This window comes from Mycobacterium sp. (genome assembly GCF_035314665.1).
GTDB lineage: Bacteria > Actinomycetota > Actinomycetes > Mycobacteriales > Mycobacteriaceae > Mycobacterium.
Window position 1 is genome coordinate 1 of the sequence record NZ_DATFZD010000159.1, and the last position, 19,906, is coordinate 19,906.

Genomic DNA, 19,906 nt, shown 5'->3' on the forward strand with positions numbered 1-19,906 from the left:
ACAGCTACTCAATTCCTCGCAACACTGAACACACCGACCGCGGTCAGCTGGCTCGCCTTCATCATCATCGGCGGCATCGCTGGCTGGGTCGCGAGCAAAATCGTTCGCGGCGGCGGGTCAGGCATCCTGCTCGACGTAGTCGTCGGCGTCATCGGCGGATATCTCGGCGGAGTGCTTCTGGGCTGGCTCGGCGTCGATGTCGAGCATGGCCATCGGTGGTTTACGTTCTTCACCGCGTTGCTCGGGGCGATCATTCTACTGTTTGTTGTGCGGCTGGTGCGAGGCGCTGCCAGGCGCTAACCCGCTGCGGCCGTGGCGATTAACGGCATGCTGTAGTGATGACCGCAGCGACGATGAGCGCGTGGCGGGTGCGTCGGCCCGGTCCGATGAGCACCGATCCGCTGGAACGGGTCAGCACGCCAGTGCCCCGCCCCGAGCCGCCGGAGTTGCTCGTCGCCGTGCGTGCATGCGGGGTGTGCCGCACCGACCTTCATGTCACCGAGGGGGACCTTCCGGTGCACCGGGAAAAGGTGACGCCTGGGCACGAGGTGGTCGGCGAAGTTGTCGAGGTCGGCGCCGACGCCGGCGACGAGTTCAGCGTCGGGGACCGGATCGGGATCGCCTGGCTGCGGCATACCTGCGGAGTCTGCAAGTACTGTCGGCGCGGCGACGAGAACCTGTGTCCGGAGTCCCGCTACACGGGTTGGGATGCCGACGGCGGGTACGCCGAATTCGCCACGGTCCCTGCAGCTTTCGCCCATCATCTGCCGAGCGGCTACACCGACAGCGAGCTTGCGCCGCTGCTGTGCGCCGGAATCATCGGCTACCGTTCGCTGCTGCGCGCCGCGCTGCCGCCGGGCGGCCGGCTCGGACTGTACGGATTCGGCGGCAGCGCGCACATCACCGCGCAGGTCGCGCTGGCCCAAGGCGCCGAAGTGCACGTGATGACGCGCGGCGCCGCCGCCCAGGAGCTGGCGCTCGACCTGGGCGCCGCGTCGGCCCAAGGCGCCGCCGACCCGCCACCGGTGCGTCTCGACGCCGCGATCCTGTTCGCGCCGGTCGGTGATCTGGTGCTGCCCGCGCTGGAGGCGCTCGACCGCGGCGGCACCTTGGCGATCGCGGGCATCCACCTGAGCGACATTCCCGCCCTCAACTACCAGCGCCACCTTTTCCAGGAACGCCAGCTGCGCTCGGTAACGTCGAACACCCGCGCAGACGCGCGGGCCTTCCTCGACTTCGCAGCCGAGCATCACATCAACGTGACCACGCCGGAATACCCACTGAGTCAAGCAGATCGGGCGTTGTCTGATCTGAGCGCCGGCCGCATCGCCGGCGCCGCGGTGCTGCTGGTGTAACGCCGTCAGCTGGACAGGTGCCAGACCAGCGCCGCGGCCAAGGCGCCCAGCCCGTTCAGCGACCAATGCAGGGCGATCGGCGCGATCAGGCTGCCGCTGCGTCGGCGCAGCCAGCTGAACACGAACCCGGCGACCGCCGTCGCGATCACCGCCATCGTCACGCCGGCCAGCATGCCTAGGACTCCACCGCCGAACAGCCGAGTGAAGCCGACGTTGCTGCTTGTCAGTCCCAACGAGGTGGCGATATGCCACAGACCGAACAGCAGCGAACCCGCCAGCGCCACACCGCGAAAGCCCCAGGCGCGGTTCAATGCGCCGTGCAGCACGCCGCGGAAAGCCAGCTCCTCGGGGATCACCGTTTGCAACGGAATGATGATCATCGAGGCGACCAGTGCGCCCGAGATCGTCGCGTAGTGGTTGTTCATGAACATCGGCCTGGTCAGCGGAAGCAGCACGCCGACCGCGATCACCGTCACCACCAGCGCCATCGCGCCCAGCGCATACGCCGCGCCCGATTTCCAGTGGTCACGACCCAGGCCGAGCTCGGCCCAGCCCAGGCCGTTGAACCGCAACAACACCACCAGCCCGACCGCCGCCGCCGGGACCGTCGCGACGCTCGCCCACGGCGTGGTGAAGTGTGCGATCAGGTTCGTCAGTATCAGCACCACGACGACCAGCGCGACGTCGACGTAGATGCGGAACTGGTGCAGCGCCGAAAGCTGCGACACCACAGGATGGGTGTCGGCGGCAACGGTCGCGTCAAGCACTCGGCAAGTTTACCCGCGGGCCTCTGCGGTCCCGGTCAACCGTTTTTCGACGCAACCCGGCGGCGCGCATAGTCCTTCAGCTCTGCGGAAAGCGCGTCCGCCACCAACAGCTGAGGAAGCAGTGCTGGTTCAGAAAATCGGGCCCGAAAGACCAACCCGATGGTCACGTCGTGATCGGGGCGGTAATCGATCGCGATCGCGTCGCCCGCGCGCACCCTTCCAGGCGAGATCACCCGAAAATAAGCGCCAGGTTTCCCCGCCTGAATGAAGGTCTTCATCCAGTGGGCCAAATTCATGAACGCTTGAAACGTCCGGCACGGCGTGCGGGGCGCGGAGACTTCCAGTACCAAGCCGTCGGTGCCGACGCGCCAGCGTTCGCCGATCCGCAGCGCAGTCACATCGACGCCCGAAGTGGTCAGGTTCTCGCCGAAGTTTCCGTTGATGAGTGTGCGTTGGAGTTGGATCTCCCAGGCGTCGAGGTCTTCTCGCGCGTACACATAGACGGCCTGGTCGTCACCGCCGTGGAACTTCGAGTTGCCGATGGTGTCGCCGACCAGTCCGCTGCCGAGACCACCATGCATTGGCCCCGGTGCCCGCACCATGACCGGCTCGGTGACCGGAACTTTGTCGATGCCGGTCACATTCGACATCGCGTGCGGATCGGGATTGGTTCGCGCACGAGCCACGTTGACCGACAAAACCGTCGTCACCTTCGCCAGCGTAGCGCCAGCTGAACGCTAGCCTCCCCAGGTCCAGCCGCTGATCCGCGGGTCGTCCTCGCCGTGCTCGCGGGTGTAGCGGCGCGCGGCCAGCCGCGCATCGGCCATCCGCTGACGCAGCACCGCAGCTCGGCTGGCCAGCCCGTCCACCCGGTCGATGACGTCCATGACCAGGTGGAAGCGGTCCAGGTCGTTGAGCATCACCATGTCGAACGGCGTCGTCGTGGTCCCGCGCTCCTTGAACCCACGCACGTGCATGTGATGGTGGTTGGCGCGACTGTAGGTGAGCCGGTGGATCAGCCACGGATAACCGTGGTAAGCGAAGATGACCGGCTTGTCGGCGGTGAACAAGGCGTCGAATTCCCTGTCCGGCAGCCCATGTGGGTGCTCGGAATCCGGCAGCAAACGCATCAGGTCGACGACGTTGACCACCCGCACGGCCAGGTCGGGCAGCTCGTGACGCAGCATGTCGGCAGCGGCCAACGTCTCTTGTGTCGGAATGTCGCCGGCGCAGGCCAGCACGACGTCGGGTTCGCCCGTCGCGGTGCTGGCCCACGGCCATATGCCCAGGCCGCGAGCGCAATGGTCGATAGCCGACTCCATGTCGAGGTAAGCCAGCTCCGGCTGCTTCCCGGCGACGATGACGTTGACGTAGTCCCGACTGCGCAGGCAGTGGTCGGCCACCGACAGCAGCGTGTTGCCGTCCGGCGGCAGGTAGACCCGCACGACCTCGGCGCGTTTGTTGGCGACCAGGTCGATGAAGCCGGGATCTTGATGCGATGCGCCGTTGTGGTCCTGACGCCACACATGGGAGCTCAGCAGATAATTCAGCGACGCGATCGGCTGCCGCCAAGGCAGTTCGCGGCTGGTGGACAACCATTTCGCATGCTGGTTGAGCATCGAGTCGACGATGTGCACGAACGCCTCGTAGCAGTTGAACAGCCCATGCCGTCCGGTCAGCAGATACCCCTCCAACCAGCCTTGGCAGAGGTGCTCGGAGAGCACCTCCATCACCCGGCCGGTCGGTGACAGGTGGTCGTCATCGGGCATGGTCTGCGAAAGCCACACCTTGCCGGTCGACTCGTAGACGGCGTCCAAGCGGTTGGAGGCGGTCTCGTCGGGGCCCATCAACCGGAATCGGTCGCGGTTGCGCGCGATCACGTCGCGCAGGAACGTGCCCAGCACCCGGGTTGCCTCGTGGGTCTCGGTCGCCGGCTGCGAGACCGTCACGGCGTAGTCGCGAAAGTCGGGCAAGTCCAGATCATGCAGCAGCAGGCCGCCGTTGGCATGCGGGTTGGCGCTCATCCGGCGATCGCCGCCGGGCGCCAGCGCCCGCAGCTCCGCGCGCAGGCTGCCGTCGTCGTCGAACAACTCCTCGGGCCGATAACTGCGCAGCCACTCTTGCAGCTGTGCGCGGTGGGCGGGGTTATTCCGCGTCTCGGCGAGCGGGACCTGATGTGCGCGCCAGGTGCCCTCCACCTGCTTGCCGTCCACCACTTTGGGCCCGGTCCAACCCTTGGGTGTGCGCAGCACGATCATCGGCCACACCGGCCGATCGGTCTTCCCGCCGCTGCGGGCATCCCGCTGAATCGCGGCGATGCCATCGAAGGCGTCGTCGAGGGCCGCGGCGAGCTGCTGGTGCACGTCGGCGGGGTCGTCTCCGGCGACGGTGATGGGCCGATAGCCGTAACCACGCAGCAGCGACTCCAGCTCTTCGGACGGCATGCGGGCCAGCACCGTCGGGTTGGCGATCTTGTAGCCGTTGAGATGCAGGATGGGCAGCACCGCGCCGTCGACGACCGGGTTGAGGAACTTGTTGGAGTGCCAGCTGGTGGCCAGCGGCCCGGTTTCGGCCTCGCCGTCGCCAACGACACAGGCGACAACCAGGTCGGGATTGTCGAACGCCGCGCCATAGGCATGCACCAGGGCGTACCCGAGCTCGCCACCCTCGTGGATGGAGCCCGGCGTCTGGGCGGCCACGTGGCTGGGGATGCCACCCGGAAAGGAGAACTGCCGGAACAGTTTTCGCAGTCCCTCGGCGTCTTCTTCGATGCCGGTGTACACCTGGCTGTAGGTGCCCTCCAGGTAGGCGTTGGCGACCAGACCGGGGCCGCCGTGACCGGGTCCGGTGATGAAGATGACGTTCGCATCGCGGTCGCGGATGATCCGGTTCAGGTGTGCGTAGACCAGATTCAGCCCCGGGGTGGTGCCCCAGTGGCCCAGCAGCCGCGGTTTGATGTGCTCGGGTGCCAGCGGCTCACGCAGCAGCGGATTGTCCAGCAGATAGATCTGCCCGACCGAGAGGTAGTTGGCCGCGCGCCAGTAGGCGTGAATGCCGGCAAGTTCATCATCGGACAGCTTCGCAAGCGTGACGGTTTGTGAGCTCATCCACCCGATTCTCCGCAAGCTCGGTGAACAACGCACGACGTCGAGGTAGGCGAGTAGGGGATTGGCCGCCCACTACGCTGGCCGACGTGGACGTGGCCGACGGCGGAGAATTGCTGGCCTCGCTGCGGGTGCTAGACCTGTCCGGCGACGACGGCGACGCGGTGACCCGGCTGCTCGCGGACTTGGGCGCCGATGTGCTGAAGGTGGAGCCGCCAGCCGGCAGTCCGGCGCGCACCCTGCCGCCGACCCTGCGCGGCACCGGCGTGCGGTTCGCGCTGCACAACGCCAACAAGCGCAGCACGGTGCTGGACCCCGCCGACTCGGACGACCGAACCCGACTGGTCGAGCTTGCCGGTAGCGCCGACATCGTGGTCGACAGCGGGAATCCCGGTCAGGCCGCGGCGTACGGAACGTCGTGCGCCGACTTGGCCGACCGCTATCGGCAGCTGGTGGCGTTGTCGATCACCGACTTCGGCGAATGCGGGCCGCGGTCGTCGTGGCGGGCGACCGATCCGGTGCTCTATGCCCTATCGGGTTCGCTGTCGCGGTCGGGTCCCACCACCGGAGCACCCGTGTTACCGCCGGACGGTATCGCATCGGCCACCGCCGCTGTCCAGGCCGCATGGGCCGCACTCGTTGCGTACTACAACAGGTTACGTTGTGGCACAGGGGATTACATCGACTTTGCCCGGTTCGACGCTGTCGTGATGACACTCGATCCGGTGTTCGGGGCGCACGGGCAGGCGGCTGCCGGCCTGCGCGGACCTAATCGGTGGCGCGGGCGCCCGAAAAACCAGGACGCCTACCCGATCTGCCCGTGTCAGGACGGCTACGTGCGGCTATGTGTGTTGTCGCCGCGACAATGGCGCGGGCTGCGCCGCTGGCTGGGGGAGCCTGAGCAATTTCAGGACCCCAAGTATGACGTGCTCGCGGCGCGGTTCGCCGCCTGGCCGCAGATCGGCAAGCTGGTCCAGGACCTGTTCGCCAACCAGACCATGAAAGCATTGGTACCCGCCGGGCAAGCGCACGGCGTGCCGATCGCTGCCATGTTGTCGCCGGCGCAAATCTTGGCGTCGGAGCATTTCCAAACGGTGGGTGCCATCGTCGACGCCGAACTCGTCCCCGGGGTACACGCATGCATCCCGACCGGCTATTTCGCCGTCGACGGGAAGCACATTGGTTTCCGCACACCCGCCCCGCCCGCCGGCCACGACGAAGGCCGGTGGCTCGCCGACCCGGCCGCCGCCCCGGCACCGCGAACGGTCAGCCGTCCCTTCGATGGGCTGCGAATCCTCGACCTCGGTGTCATCGTCGCCGGTGGCGAACTCAGCCGCCTCTACGGCGATCTGGGCGCCGAGGTCATCAAAATCGAAAGTGCGGCCTATCCCGACGGATTGCGCCAGGCACGGGTCGGCGAGGCCATGACTGAGTCATTCGCCTGGACGCATCGCAACAACCTGGCCTTCGGCGTCGACCTACGCAGCGCCGAGGGCAAACAGATCTTCAGCCGTCTGGTGGCGCAAGCCGACGCGGTGTTCGCCAACTTCAAACCGGGAACCCTTGCCGCGCTTGATTTTCCGTACGAAACGCTGCATGCCCTGAACCGCCGGGTGGTGCTCGCAGAAAGCAGCGCCTTCGGCGACACCGGGCCCTGGAGCCACCGGATGGGGTACGGACCGCTGGTGCGCGCCACCGCGGGCGTCAGCAAGCTCTGGACAGACCACGACGATCAAGGCGCTCAACCGGATCGGCCTGCCGATGGCTCACGGCACCGCTTCTACGATGCGCTCACGATCTTCCCCGATCATGTGGTCGGGCGGATCACCGCGATCGGTGCATTGGCGGCGCTGATCCACCGCGACCGAGCCGGTACGGGAAGCCGCGTGCACGTCTCCCAAACCGAGGCGGTCGTCAACCAACTCGACGTCCGGTATGTCACCGACTCGATACGGGCGGCAGGCCACGCCGATTTGCGTGACGACACCAGCGTGCACGACGTCTACCCGTGCGCAGGCGATGACGAGTGGTGTGCCATCTCGATCCGCAATGATGCCGATTGGCGCTCGGCGACAGCGGTTTTCGGGCTGTCCGAGCTGGCTGATGACGAGCGGTTCGCGACCGGCGAGGCGAGAGTCGCTCACCGACACGAGTTGCAGGCGCAGGTGTCGGCGTGGACTCGTACCCGAACACCGTTGCAGGTCACCGAGGCGTTGCAGTCGGCAGGCGTTCCCGCAGGACCGATGAACCGCCCACCCGATATCCTCGAAGACCCGCAGTTGCGCGCGCGAAAACTGTTCAGCGACATGGTGCATCCGCTATTCGATCATCCGATGCCGGCCGAAACCGGCCCGGCGCCGTTTCGCCACATCCCGCCGGCGCCCGGGCGCCCGGCGCCGCTGGCCGGCCAGGACACTCGCGAGATCTGCCGCAAGATTCTCGGGATGAGCAGCGCGGAAACCGAGCAGTTGATCAACGACGGCGTGCTGTTTGCCACGACGGACACCGCTTAGCATTTCCCCTCGGCACACATCGCGGAAGGTCTCACGAATGCCCGTCAACCCCAGAACACCGGTGCTGGTCGGCTATGGCCAGCTCAATCACCGTGACGACCCGGCCGCTGAGGTAAACGCGAAAGAACCCGTGGACCTGATGGCCGAGGCCGCGCGCCAAGCCGCCGATCCCCGGGTGCTCGAGGCCGTCGACTCCATCAGTGTCGTCAACCTGTTGTCGGCACGCTACCGCGACCCCGGGCTGCTGCTCGGCCAACGCATCGGCGCCGACCGCCCGGCCACCCGCTACAGCGGGGTTGGCGGCAACGTGCCGCAGTCGCTGGTCAACCGGGCCTGCCTGGACATCCAGCACGGACGCGCCGACGTGGTGTTGGTGGCCGGCGCGGAAATGTGGCGCACCCGAATGCAGTTGCGCGCCAGGGGCAAACGACTTACGTGGACCGATCAGGATGAGTCGGTGCCTGCTACCCGGGGCAATGACGAAAACGTACCGATGGCCGGGCCGGCCGAAGACCGAATCGGACTGGACCGGCCCGCCTACATCTACCCGATGTTCGAGCAGGCGCTGCGAATCAGCATGGGGGAGTCGATCGGCGACCACCGCAGACGCGTCGGCGAGCTATGGGCCCGGTTCAACGCCGTGGCGGTGCACAATCCGCATGCCTGGATCCGCAAACCCGTTACAGCCGAAGAGATTTGCCAGGACGGCCCGACGAACCGGATGATCAGCTGGCCGTACACCAAGTTGATGAACTCCAACAACATGGTCGACCAGTCCGCTGCCCTGATCCTGACGTCGACCGAAACCGCGACCCGACTGCGTATCCCCACCGAACGCTGGGTCTACCCATACGCGGGCACCGACGCGCACGACACCTACGCGATCAGTGAGCGCGCCGAACTGCACCGGTCGCCGGCCATCCGGATCGCCGGTGCGCGCGCGCTGGCGCTGGCCGGTCTGGGCATCGACGACCTGGACTACGTCGATCTGTACTCCTGCTTCCCGTCCGCTGTGCAGGTCGCGGCGGCCGAACTCGGGCTGCCGGTTGACGATCCGGATCGGCCGCTGACCGTGACCGGGGGGCTGACGTTCGCCGGCGGTCCCTGGAGCAACTACGTGTCACACTCGATCGCAACGATGGCCGAACTACTCACAGCCAACCCGGGGCGGCGCGGCCTGATCACCGCCAACGGCGGTTTCCTGACCAAGCACAGCTTCGGCGTCTACGGCACCGAACCGCCATCGACCGAGTTCCGTTGGGAGGATACGCAATCCGTGGTCGACCGAGAGCCCACCCGGGATGCGGCGGTGGAATGGGAGGGTGTTGGTACCGTCGAGTCCTGGACGACGCCGTTCGACCGGGACGGTCAGCCGGAGAAGGCGTTTCTTGCGGTGCGCACGCCCGACGACCGACGCACTCTGGCGTTGATGCCCGACGCGGCGGCGGCCGCGGCGACGGTTTGTGATGACGGGGATGACTTGGCCGGCGCCAAGGTTGCGATCCACCCTGACGGCACCGCAACGTTGAAGTAACCCTTTCGGGTTAGCTGAAAGTTGCCTGTGAGACGCTTCGCGCGCTTATTGTCGTTTTGGTAGCAAGACGCCGTTGGAGGTGGTCGGGCGTGCGGATCCTGCTCACCGGGGTCACCGGAGTGCTGGGGCGCGCCGTCGCCCGGCAGCTCCTGGCGGCCGGATACGGGGTCAGCGGCATCGCATATCGCCCGCATGAAAACCTGGATCCCGACGTCGACCTGGTTTGCGGGCCGCTCGGCGGCCCGATTCTGCAGGAGCTGGCCGACGACTCCGATGTCGTCCTTCATCTCGCCCCGATCGAGGCCGCCGCGCCCGGCAGCGCCGGGATTAACGGACTGGTGCAGGTCGCTCATGCGGCGGCCCGCGCGGGTGCTCGGCTGATTTACGTGTCGCAGTCGGCGGGGCAGCCCAAGCTGTACCGGCAGGCCGAGATGCTGGTGTCGACCGGCTGGGCGCCGAGCTTGATCGTCCGGGCGGCGCCCCCGGTGGGGCGCCAGCTTGACTGGATGATCTGCCGCACCGTCGGCAGTCTGCTGCATAGCAAGGATCTGACCACGCCGGTGCGGCTACTGCATTTCGATGACTTGCTTCGATTCCTGGTGCTCGCGGTGGCAACCAACCGCACTGGGCTGGTCGACCTCGCGCCTGGAGACACCACCAATCTGGTCAGCGCGCGCGGGTTGCTACGCTCGGTCGAGCAGCGCCCACGGCTCAGCCGCCTCCCGGCCTGGCCCCAGCTGTCACCCGAGCTGGATGTCTCAGCGGTGCAGGAGGATTGGCAATTCGAGTTCGGCTGGCCCACCAGCGATGCGGTCGCCGACACGGCGCGCGGATTGGCCGGCCGCCGACTCGACGTCAGGGGCGCGGTGGACCTGCCAGGTCATCTGCCGGTGCCGCTGGAGGTCGCGCCGCGGAACGAGCCGCTTGACGGCACCGAATTGCGGCCCGCCGCGCCGGACGGCATTGAAGGCGAATTCGACGACCGGATCGACCCCCGATTCCCGGTATTCAGCGCGGCGCCCTTGGCCGAGAAGCTGCCCGGCCCGTTGACGCCGATGACGCTTGACGTCCAACTCGCGGGTTTGCGCGCCGCCAACCGAGCGATGAGCCAGGTGATATCTCTGGGTGACGTGGTTGCCGACGAATGGGGGAGCCGGGCTATCGCGGTCTTCGGTCACCGCCCATACGTTGGCGTTTCGGCCAGCGTGATAGCCGCAGGCCAGTTGCCCGGCTGGGATGCGCGCGAAGTCGTGCAGCAGTCGCTGGGCGACGCACCCGCCGATGGGTTGTTCCCGCAGGGGCGCCCGCCGGTGACCGGCGGGCTGCTCGGTTCGGCCGCAAAAGCTGTTGCCGTCAAGCGGGCGTTGGCCTTGTTGCGGCATTTGCGGGCCGACACCCGCACCTACGTCGGGGCCGCGACGGCCGAGCACCTCGATGCCGCGCAATTGAATTCGCTGTCGGACGCGGAACTGCAGGTGCGGACTCGGTTACTGCGGGACCGGATCCACCAGGGCTGGGGTCTCACCGGACTGTGGCTGATCGACACCGGTGTCACCGCAGCGACGGTCGAGCGCACCGGCCCGCGCACCACCGTCTCGGGGGTGGCCGCGCTGGTGGATAGCGATGTCGTCGAGGCCAAGACTTCCTCGCTGGCGGCGCTGATCCGAAACGATCCGAAGTTGTGTGCGCTGGCTCTCGACGCAGACCTGGACGGCATCAGCGACGTGTCGCGCACTACCGCCGCCGCCTTCACCGCTGCGGTCGCCCGGATCGCCCACCGCGGTCCGGGTGAAATCGAATTAGCCAACTTGGTGTTCGGTGATGATCCGGCGATGCTGCTGGTTGCTGCCGGACGGGCAGCGTCCGCGGTGCCCCGGCCGATGCCGCCCGACGGTTCGGCAGCGAAGCTGGCCGAGCGAATGGCGGCCAGCACTCGAGCTTCTCGGGAGCTGGCCTACGACGCCACCATGCGGTTCACCCATGAGCTGCGAATGACTTTGCGAGAGCTGGGATCCCGGTTCGCCGCCGCGGAAGTTATCGACGTTGCCGGCGAGGTCTTCTACCTCACCTGCGACGAAGCGGTCAGCATGCCCGCCGATGCCCGGCTGCGGATCAAACGCCGGCGCACCGAGCGGGAGCGGTTGCAGAGTCAGCGCCTACCCGACGTCATCGGGGTCAGCTGACCAGTTCACCCAGTGGCGCCTTCGGGTCGGCCAGCTTGTCGGGATCGACCGCGCTCTTCGACCGGATCAGGCTCTTGACGTCGTCGAGCACATCCCAGATGTTGACGTTCATTCCCGCCAGCACCCGATTGCCGGCATCGAGCCAGAAGGCGACGAACTCGCGACCGTCGACGTCGCCGCGGAACACCACTCGGTCGTATGTGGGCGCGTGCCCGGCATACTCCATCCCGAGGTCGTACTGGTCGGTGAAAAAGTACGGCAGCTCGGTGTATTCGACTTGCTGACCCAGCATGCCGGCCGCCGCCACTGCGGGCTGCTTGAGCGCGTTGGCCCAGTGTTCGGTCCGGATCCGGCCGTCGAACAACGGATGCTCGGCGGCAGCGATATCGCCTACCGCGTAGACATCGGGGTCACTCGTGCGCAGCGATACGTCGACCAGCACCCCGCCGTCGTCCATCGACAGCCCGGCCCGGTCGGCGAGTTCGACATTGGGCTGCGCACCGACGGCGACCAGCACGGCGTCGGCGGCGACCTTCGATCCGTCACCCAGCCGCAGACCGGTGGCCTTGCCGTCGGCGGTCGTAATCTCCTCGACCTGGGACTGCAGACGCAGGTCTACGCCGTGCTCGCGGTGCAACGCGGCGAATACGGTGCCGACCTCTTCTCCGAGCGCACCGATCAACGGCAGCTTGGCTGTCTCCACGACGGTGACGTTGACGTTGCGCTGACGCGCGCTAGCGGCGACTTCCAGCCCGATCCAGCCGGCACCGACCACCGCCAGCGAAGATCCTTCCACCAGAGCAGAATTCAGCGCCGACGCGTCGTCGAATGTCCGCAGATAATGAACTCCGGCAGCATCGGATCCCGCAATCGGCAGCCGCCGTGAGCGCGACCCGGTGGCCAGCAGCAGCTTGTCGTACCTGATGGTGGTTTTGTCGGGAAGCTCGACGGTGTGTGCCGCCCGATCCACCGACGCCGCCCGAGTGCTCAGGCGGAGGTCGATCTCGTTCTCGCGATACCACGCTGAGTCATGCACGGTGAAATCACTGAGCGATTTCTTGCCCGCAAGAAATTCTTTCGACAGCGGAGGCCGCTCGTAGGGGAGCTGCTCCTCCTCGGCACACAAAGTGACGTTCCCGTCGAAGCCTTTCTCGCGCAATGCTTCCGCGGCCTTGGCACCGCCAAGTCCGCCACCGATGATGACGAATGTGGACGCGTTGGCCATGATCGCTGCTCCCTTCTGCTCAGCTGTGCTCAATCTGGTGGCGCAGATCGTCATCGAGCGATGCCCGCACCAACGCGGCGGCCAGACGGGCATTGGCGCGCGGGGCGAGCTTACCTAGCTCTGTCGGGTCGGCGGGCAACCCCAGCGCCTTGGCGGCGCGGACGGCGCGTTTGTCGAAGTACGGTCGCACCCAGGTCCAAACGTCTTGGACTTCGCGCAGGTAGATGTCGGCACCGGTGTCACCGATTCCCTTGAATGTCTTCAGCATTCGCTTCGCGGCGCCGATGTCGTGGGCACTGCGGCGAGCGATTTCGCGGAGGTCGCCGGAGTACTCCTCCACGACCCGCTGAGCGATCTCGGTGAGCCGGGTAGCCGAACTTTCGTCGTAACGCACATAGTGCGCCCGACCGAAAGCGTCAATCATTGTGCGTCGATCGGAATCCAGGACCGCCTTCGGCGTCCGCAGGCCGTCGCTGAACAATTCGTGTCCGGCACGCATGGCGATCGCCGCGTCGATCGGCTTGCTGGCCAGCATGCACAACACCAGCAACTGAAACAGCGGCATGGGCTTGTCACTGATCCGGACTCCCGCCTCGGCCGCATAGGTGGTGCCCGCGACTTTCAGCAATCGCTGCACCACTTGGTTACGCTCGCCCATAACGCTCCGCGTACCCGTAGTTGGAGTTCGCAAACGTGGAGCTCATTTGCGCGGAAGACTTCGCGCATAGTCGGCGCCGCGGGTCACCCAGCCGGTCAATTGCCGTTTGGTTTTCACCCCGTCGGGCTCGACGCGGACCCACCCGCGGACTTCCCGCCCGGCCATTACCATCGGGGTGACATGGGCTCGTCCCAACAGCATTTCCGTGTCGCTTGGCGGCACCCGGACCATCAGACCGCCCTGCCTGCTCACAGCCACGGACATGTTGCCGTTGATCAGGAACGCCAGGCCGCCGAACAGTCGCTTCTCGTCAACGCCGCGCAGCGGGTCCAGCAGTTCGCGAATGCGGTCGGCGAGGTCGGTGTCGTAGGCCATGCGTGGTCCGGCTCAGTCCAGATCCACCCGGATGGTCAAGAGATCGGTGCCCATCAGTCGCACCAGGGCGCTGTTGAACCCGGGCAGGCTGCGCAGCCGCTCTTTGGCGTCGTCCTCAGGCAGCAGGTGGGCGGTTCCGCTGCGCCACCGTCCGTGAATGCGCACCCGTACGGCGGGATTGGCCTTGATGTTGTGCACGTAGTGGGAATGCTCGCCGTGCTCCGAGACCATCCAGAATTGGTTGCCGATCACACGGCCCCCGATCGCGGTACGCCGCGGCTGGCCCGATTTTCGGCCGATGGTCTCCAGCATGGTCAGCGGTGAACGCCGGCCAACCGGATTGACCACCAGACGTTGGGTCGTGTGGACCACTTGCCGTTTCAGATCGCCAATACCGCTCATATCCTCGATTCTGCAGCATGCGCGCCATTACCGGGCAAACCTGGAGATCAGTTTGGCCGCGGGGCGTAATCGACGATGAGTTGAGTGGGGCCGGAGATCCCGGCGATCGGCTTCCAGGGAGCATCGCCGAAGCGATGTGGTCGGCTCAGCATCCGCGTCATCACCGTGAGCGCTTCGGCGAGCTCAACCCGTGCCAGGTGAGCGCCTAGGCAAAAATGTTGACCGCCGCCGAAGGTCAGCATCGCTGGCGGAGCATCGCGGGCGATATTCAGACGTCCGGGCGTTTCATACACGGCTGGGTCGCGATTGGCCGCCGCGGTGTTAGCGAAAAGCAGGGTGCCAGCTGGGATTATGACGCCGCCGAGTGAAACGTCTTCGATCGGGATGCGTAGCGTTTTCATGATGATCGGCGAGTAGCGCATCACCTCCTCGACCGCGCGCGGCGCCAGCTCAGGGTGCGCGGCCAGCAGGTCCCATTGGTCGGGATGGTCGCAAAATGCCTGCACCGCGGCGGCCAACTGATTGCGGGTGGTATCGGTGCCGCCGTTGAGCAGGATGAGAGCCAAACTGATGAGTTCCTCGTGCGTAAGGCGGTCGCCTTCGTCCTCGGCCCGGATGAGATCGGAGATCACGTCATCGGACAGATCGCGACGGCGCCAGGCGATTAAGTCGTCGAGGTATTCGTCGAACTCATCCCAGGCCGCCACGATCGCAGCTGTGTGCTGCGCGACGTCAACGCCGAACGCGTGGCCGATGTGGTCGGCCCAGCCGGAAAATAGCTGCCAGTCTGTGCGCGGCGCGCCAAGCAACGCACAGATGATGGGCACCGGGTAGGGGCGGGCGATATCGGCGACGATGTCGCAGCGACCCGCTTCGCGTCGCGTGGCGACCAATTCGGTGATGACGTTGGCACATGTTTGTCGCAGCCGCTCGGCCGCGCGGGGAGTGAAGGCACGCGAGACGAGCCGGCGCAGACGGTGATGTGCTGCACCATCCAGACTGATGATCAGTCGACACACCCGGTCCCACACCGGTCCCGACGTAATCCCCTGGACAGCCAGCGCGAGACCACGCGGCATGGTGAAGCGGGAGTCGCGCAGCACTGTCCGCACCAGGTCGTACGTGAGGACTTCGGGGCCGAAGGGCCCCAGCGCGAATGGGCCCTGCTCACGGGCCTGTCGAATCACCTCGTGAACCTCATCAATGGTGTCGGCGTCGTCATAGGCGATGGCGGGAAGGGCCAAATCGTTGATGGTTGGCAAAGCGTGTGCGGTCATCGGAATGCTCCTCGCAGTGGGGTCGGAATCGAATATCCGGGCACAACCGCGGCTGGGTCATCGGCCGAATTGCCTATTCGTTCCCCGAGCTCGCCGAGTAGGCGGCGTCAGCAATTTGGCTGATGAATTGCCATCGCATCGCGGTGGATCGTGGCTAGCATGAGCGAAATCGACGAAAGCGACCTGAGCGTGGCCGAGGTGTTGCCGACGGGGACAGTGACGCTGCTGCTGGCTGACGTTGAAGGTTCGACGCGGTTGTGGCAAACCGCTCCGGCCGAGATGGCGGCCGCGATCGCCAGACTGCACGGCTTGCTGAGTCAGATTGTCCCCGGGCACCGCGGTGTGCGACCTGTCGAGCAGGGCGAGGGCGACAGCTTTGTCCTGGCGTTCCCTCGCGCTAGCGACGCGGTCGCGTGCGCTTTGGATTTACAGCGGGCGCCGCTGGTGCCGATAAGGGTGCGCATCGGGGTGCACACCGGTGATGTGCAGCTGCGCGACGAGGGCAATTACATCGGAACCACGATAAACAAGGCGGCGCGGCTGCGCGATCTCGCTCACGGCGGACAGACCGTGCTGTCGGGTGCGGCCGCCGAACTGGTGGCCGATAGCCTGCCGCCTGGCGCATGGATCACCGAACTGGGCACGCACCGGTTGCGGGACCTGCCGCGCCCCGAGCGGGTAGTGCAGCTGTGTCATTCGGACGTCGACGTCGAATTCCCGCCGTTGCGGGTGGTCGAGGACGCTGCCAACGGCCGCCTTCCGGTTCACTTGACCAACTTCATCGGGCGGCGCGATGAACTCGCTGAGCTGCGAAACATCTTGGTGGACAACCGTCTGCTGACGCTGACCGGAACGGGCGGCATCGGCAAGACCCGGCTGGCGCTGCAGCTGGCAACGACGACGGCCGCCGAATTCGCTTGCGGCGCCAGGTGCGTCGACCTGGCGCCGATACCGCACCCGGACGTGATCGCGGTGACTATCGCACTGGCACTGGGTCTGCCGGACCAGCCCGGGCGCTCCACGCTCGACAATGTCGCGCGCTTCATCGGCGAGCGCGCCATGTTGCTGTTAGTCGACAATTGCGAGCATCTGCTCGACGGAACCGCCGCGATCTTTACCGAATTGCTCGCCCGCTGCCCACATCTCACGGTGCTGGCGACCAGTCGCGAACCGATTGGCGTCGTCGGAGAAGTGAGTTGGCGAGTGCCGTCACTGTCTCTCCACGACGATGCGGTCGCGTTGTTCACCGACCGCGCGCGACGTGCTCGCCCCGAATTCCGGGTCACCGAAGACAACATTGGCGTGGTGCGCGACCTGTGCCGACGCCTCGATGGTCTTCCCCTGGCCATCGAACTAGCGGCGGCGCGGGTGCGCGCGCTGTCGTTGCCGGAGATCGTCGAGGGCCTCAACGATCGCTTCCGGTTGCTGACCGGCGGTTCACGCACGGCGGTACGCCGCCAACAGACGTTGCATGCCTCAGTTGATTGGTCGCACGCCTTGCTGACCGACGAGGAAAGAACGCTGTTTCACCGCACCTCGGTGTTCGCGGCTGGATTCGACTTGGACGCAGCATGTTTCGTGTGCGCGGGCGAAAACGCCGAGCGCTTCCACGTCCTCGATGAGCTGAGTTTGTTGGTCGACAAGTCGCTGGTGGTCGCCGAGGAAAAGAGGCAGGGAACGCGGTACCGGTTGCTCGAGACCATCCGCCAATATGCACAGGAGAAACTTGGCGCGTCCGGCGACGGCGACGCAGTACGTGCCCGCCATCGCGACTATTACCTAGCGATGGCCACCGCGCTTGATGAACCGCAACGCACTGGCTATGACCGACGCCTTGACCAAGCCGAGCTCGAGATGGACAACCTGCGCGCGGCGTTGGGCTGGTGTCTCGAAACCCATGATCGCGGACAAGCGTTGACGCTGGCGTCCGCCCTGGTTCCGCTGTGGCGGTCGCGCCTGCGTATCCGAGAGGGCCAGGCTTGGTTTGACACCGTTTTCGCAGATATCTCTCCCGGCGATGAAGCGGTGATTGATCGCGCGGTATGGGCGCGAGCGCTGGCCGACGGGGCAGCGCTGGGCACGTGGCTGGGGGTCTCGGGCAGCATGCAACGTGCCGAGCAGGCGCTGGCGATCGCCCGCGAGGTCGATGACGCCGCCCTGTTGGCGCGGGCGCTAACGTCCTACGGGCTGATCGCCGGCTACAGCTCGGCTAGCGGGCCGGAAGCGCAGGCCTGCTTCGAGGAAGCCGCTCGCGTTGCCCGGGAACTCGGCGACTTCTGGCGGCTCAGCCAAATCCATGCGTGGCAGGCCTACGCCGCGATCAGCGCTGGCGACGCACGCGCGGTGCGCGCCGCGGCCGAGCAGGGACGCGATATCGCCGACGCGATCGGCAATGCGTTCGACTCGCGGGAGTGTCGGTTGGGACTCGGGTGGGCGCAGCTGATGGCCGCTGACGTCTCGGGCGCGATAGCGCAGTTCCGTGAGGTACTCGCCGAGTCGGAGGCCGCGCGCGCCCTGTTTATGGAGCCCGCCTGTTTGCACGGTCTCGGCTCGGCACTTGCCTGGGCCGGTCAGATCGACGAGGCGCGCGTGGCTGCGCACGCCGCGATCGCCGCCGAGACTGATGTCGGTGGGTCCATGCAGGGAATCGGCCACTCTGCGCTGGCAATGGTCGAACTGGCGGCAGGGGAGCCCGAGGCGAGTCTTGTTGCGGGCGAGACAGCTTGGCGACAGATGAGTCCCCAGGAAATCCTGGCGGCCGGGCAGCGAGTCCGCTGCGCGGAGGCTGCGCTAGCCATTGGTGATCTCGGCGTGGCGCGTTCCTGGACCGACGAGGCGATGCCGTTGACTCAAGGCTGGCACCTGGCGTACGCGCTGGTGGTGCGGGCCCGCGTGTCTCTGCTGGAGGGCCGCCCCGTGGCGGCGGATCGCGACGCGCGGCAATCGCTTTCGTGCATCGCCGATTGCGGGACATATTTGCAAGCGCCCGATGCCCTGGAGAGTTTGGCCGCTGCCGTCAGCGATCAAGGAGCCCATGGCGACGCTGCGCGGTTGCTGGCGGCGGCCGCAGCGATCCGGGACCGTGCTGGGTTGGTGCGCTTCGCGGTTCACCAAGCCAGCTATCGCGGGTTGCTCGCAAGACTTCGAAACGAGTTAGCGCCCAACGAGTTCGACGCTGCGTGGGCCGAGGGCGATGCACTGACGGTTGATGAGGCTATCGCCTTTGCCACGCGGAGCCGCGGCCAACGGCACCGAGCTGACACGGGCTGGCCGTCGCTGACGCCGGCCGAGCTCGACGTCGTGCGGCTGGTGTGTGAAGGCTTGGGCAACAAGGACGTCGCCGCGCGGCTATTCGTATCCCCGCGCACGGTTCAAGCCCATCTCTCGCACATCTTCACGAAACTGGGCCTGTCCTCCCGAGTGCAGCTGGTGCAGGAAGCGGCACGGCACAGCTGACGAAATCCGTTCGCGGCGAGCAAGATGCTACGCGGGACGCGGGGCGGGGACGCCGACGGCACGCGAGACCCACTCGCGGGGAACGGCGGACTCCAGCGACCGACCGGAAATCGTGGATAGGACCGGTTCGGGGATCGCGGCTTCGTAATGCAGTGACACGTGGCCGGAGAACGCGGGGTCGACTTGGCTGATGTCGACGTCGAGCGCAAGACCGTCCTCGGGAAATTCTGCTTTCACCGGGCCTGCCTCGGGGGCATCCCAGCGCCAGGGCGCCAACATAGCCGCGGATGTTTCCTTGGCGATGAAGCCCGGCACCGGGCCGCTGAATCAGAAAGTGACGGGAACGAACTCGGCAAGATAGATTATTCCCTCTGATTCGACTTCAGCCCGCATGTCGGCGGGCAACTTGCGAATGCGGAGCATTCTGCGAAAGATCACGGCCATCGATGCAGAGTAATGGGCTTGGCAGGGCTGGGAAGCGGTCTTGCTGAGGGACCCGGCGACCGGTATGTGGCCGGCGCCGGGCGACCCCAGCTCTGCCGTATCAGGCAGCGACCGTAGCGGTCTCAGCCGCCGGTTCCAGTGCCTGGGCGACGATTTCGGCGACGTCGGTCATCGGCTTGACGTCCAACGCCTCGAGCACCTCGGCGGGCACATCGTCCAGATCCGGCTCGTTGCGCTGCGGGATGAACACCGTCGACAGGCCGGCCCGTTGGGCGGCAAGCAGCTTCTGCTTGACGCCGCCGATCGGCAGCACCCGGCCGTTCAACGTCACCTCGCCGGTCATCCCGACGTCAGCGCGAACCTGGCGCCCGGTGGCCATCGACACCAGCGCGGTCACCATCGTGACCTCGTCATCGCTCAGCGCGGCCCGTTCCCGCTGCCGGGGCAGCAAGTAGTCGCGGGCGATGGCGACCTTGTCATCTTCGGTGTAACCGTCGATCTGCACCAGTTCCATGCGGTCCAACAGCGCCGACGGGATGTTCTCGATCACGTTGGCGGTGGCCAGGAACACCACGTCCGACAGGTCCAGGTCCAGATCCAGGTAGTGGTCGCG

Annotated in this window: 16 protein-coding genes; 6 read left to right on the forward strand and 10 right to left on the reverse strand. The window is 66.4% G+C overall.

What is annotated here, in order from left to right; translation table 11 throughout:
* Window positions 1–300, forward strand: a 300-nt coding sequence (locus tag VKI00_RS12615; RefSeq protein ID WP_324437792.1) for a GlsB/YeaQ/YmgE family stress response membrane protein, incomplete at its 5' end; no start/stop codon positions are given.
* A 38-nt stretch (window positions 301–338) separates the two neighbouring features.
* Complete coding sequence (locus VKI00_RS12620) at window positions 339–1,355, forward strand: zinc-binding alcohol dehydrogenase family protein (protein WP_324437793.1); 1,017 nt, start codon at window positions 339–341, stop codon at window positions 1,353–1,355.
* Between the two features lie 5 nt (window positions 1,356–1,360).
* Here the strand turns inward: VKI00_RS12620 and VKI00_RS12625 are convergent, their stop codons facing one another.
* Genes VKI00_RS12625 through VKI00_RS12635 form a run of 3 tightly spaced genes read right to left on the reverse strand, consistent with a single transcriptional unit; the run spans window position 1,361 to window position 5,229 of the window.
* A complete protein-coding gene (locus tag VKI00_RS12625) occupies window positions 1,361–2,122 on the reverse strand; it encodes a CPBP family intramembrane glutamic endopeptidase (protein ID WP_324437794.1) in 762 nt (253 codons plus the stop codon).
* Between the two features lie 35 nt (window positions 2,123–2,157).
* The gene (locus tag VKI00_RS12630; RefSeq protein ID WP_324437795.1) at window positions 2,158–2,832 is read right to left on the reverse strand and encodes an MOSC domain-containing protein; all 675 of its coding nucleotides are present in this window, start codon (window positions 2,830–2,832) and stop codon (window positions 2,158–2,160) included.
* 27 nt (window positions 2,833–2,859) lie between these two features.
* Window positions 2,860–5,229, reverse strand: coding sequence for a phosphoketolase family protein (locus VKI00_RS12635; protein WP_324437796.1), 2,370 nt, complete (start codon window positions 5,227–5,229; stop codon window positions 2,860–2,862).
* Window positions 5,230–5,315: 86 nt separating this feature from the next.
* Between VKI00_RS12635 and VKI00_RS12640 the strand changes: the two genes are divergently transcribed.
* The 3 genes from VKI00_RS12640 to VKI00_RS12650 all read left to right on the forward strand — a co-directional run bounded on the left by VKI00_RS12640 (window position 5,316) and on the right by VKI00_RS12650 (window position 11,456).
* Window positions 5,316–7,739, forward strand: a complete 2,424-nt coding sequence (locus VKI00_RS12640) for a CoA transferase (protein WP_324437797.1) — start codon at window positions 5,316–5,318, stop codon at window positions 7,737–7,739.
* Between the two features lie 37 nt (window positions 7,740–7,776).
* Window positions 7,777–9,273: an acetyl-CoA acetyltransferase gene (locus VKI00_RS12645; protein ID WP_324437798.1), complete on the forward strand. Its 1,497-nt coding sequence runs from the start codon at window positions 7,777–7,779 to the stop codon at window positions 9,271–9,273.
* 89 nt (window positions 9,274–9,362) lie between these two features.
* On the forward strand, window positions 9,363–11,456 hold the full coding sequence (locus VKI00_RS12650; RefSeq protein WP_324437799.1) for an NAD-dependent epimerase/dehydratase family protein: 2,094 nt from the start codon (window positions 9,363–9,365) through the stop codon (window positions 11,454–11,456).
* Here the strand turns inward: VKI00_RS12650 and VKI00_RS12655 are convergent.
* Genes VKI00_RS12655 through VKI00_RS12675 form a run of 5 tightly spaced genes read right to left on the reverse strand, consistent with a single transcriptional unit; the run spans window position 11,449 to window position 15,393 of the window.
* A complete protein-coding gene (locus tag VKI00_RS12655; protein WP_324437800.1) occupies window positions 11,449–12,681 on the reverse strand; it encodes an NAD(P)/FAD-dependent oxidoreductase in 1,233 nt (410 codons plus the stop codon). The two genes, VKI00_RS12650 and VKI00_RS12655, sit on opposite strands and share 8 nt — an antisense overlap.
* A gap of 19 nt (window positions 12,682–12,700) precedes the next feature.
* Window positions 12,701–13,339 carry an endonuclease gene (locus tag VKI00_RS12660; protein ID WP_324437801.1) on the reverse strand — a complete coding sequence of 213 codons (639 nt, stop codon included), beginning with the start codon at window positions 13,337–13,339 and terminating at the stop codon, window positions 12,701–12,703.
* A gap of 42 nt (window positions 13,340–13,381) precedes the next feature.
* Complete coding sequence (locus VKI00_RS12665; RefSeq protein WP_324437803.1) at window positions 13,382–13,714, reverse strand: TfoX/Sxy family protein; 333 nt, start codon at window positions 13,712–13,714, stop codon at window positions 13,382–13,384.
* Window positions 13,715–13,726: 12 nt separating this feature from the next.
* Window positions 13,727–14,116 (reverse strand): nitroreductase family deazaflavin-dependent oxidoreductase, encoded by a 390-nt coding sequence (locus tag VKI00_RS12670; protein ID WP_324437805.1) that lies wholly within the window; start codon window positions 14,114–14,116, stop codon window positions 13,727–13,729.
* Window positions 14,117–14,163: 47 nt separating this feature from the next.
* Window positions 14,164–15,393 carry a cytochrome P450 gene (locus VKI00_RS12675; RefSeq protein WP_324437807.1) on the reverse strand — a complete coding sequence of 410 codons (1,230 nt, stop codon included), beginning with the start codon at window positions 15,391–15,393 and terminating at the stop codon, window positions 14,164–14,166.
* A 159-nt stretch (window positions 15,394–15,552) separates the two neighbouring features.
* Here VKI00_RS12675 and VKI00_RS12680 point away from each other — a divergent pair, with 159 nt between their 5' ends.
* Entirely contained in the window at window positions 15,553–18,849 is a 3,297-nt protein-coding gene (locus VKI00_RS12680; RefSeq protein WP_414687183.1) for a LuxR C-terminal-related transcriptional regulator, read from the forward strand.
* A gap of 27 nt (window positions 18,850–18,876) precedes the next feature.
* Here VKI00_RS12680 and VKI00_RS33790 read toward each other — a convergent pair whose 3' ends face one another.
* Window positions 18,877–19,128, reverse strand: coding sequence for a hypothetical protein (locus tag VKI00_RS33790; RefSeq protein ID WP_414687184.1), 252 nt, complete (start codon window positions 19,126–19,128; stop codon window positions 18,877–18,879).
* A gap of 265 nt (window positions 19,129–19,393) precedes the next feature.
* A partial coding sequence (locus VKI00_RS12690; RefSeq protein WP_324437809.1) for a S16 family serine protease occupies window positions 19,394–19,906 on the reverse strand: 513 nt, incomplete at its 5' end.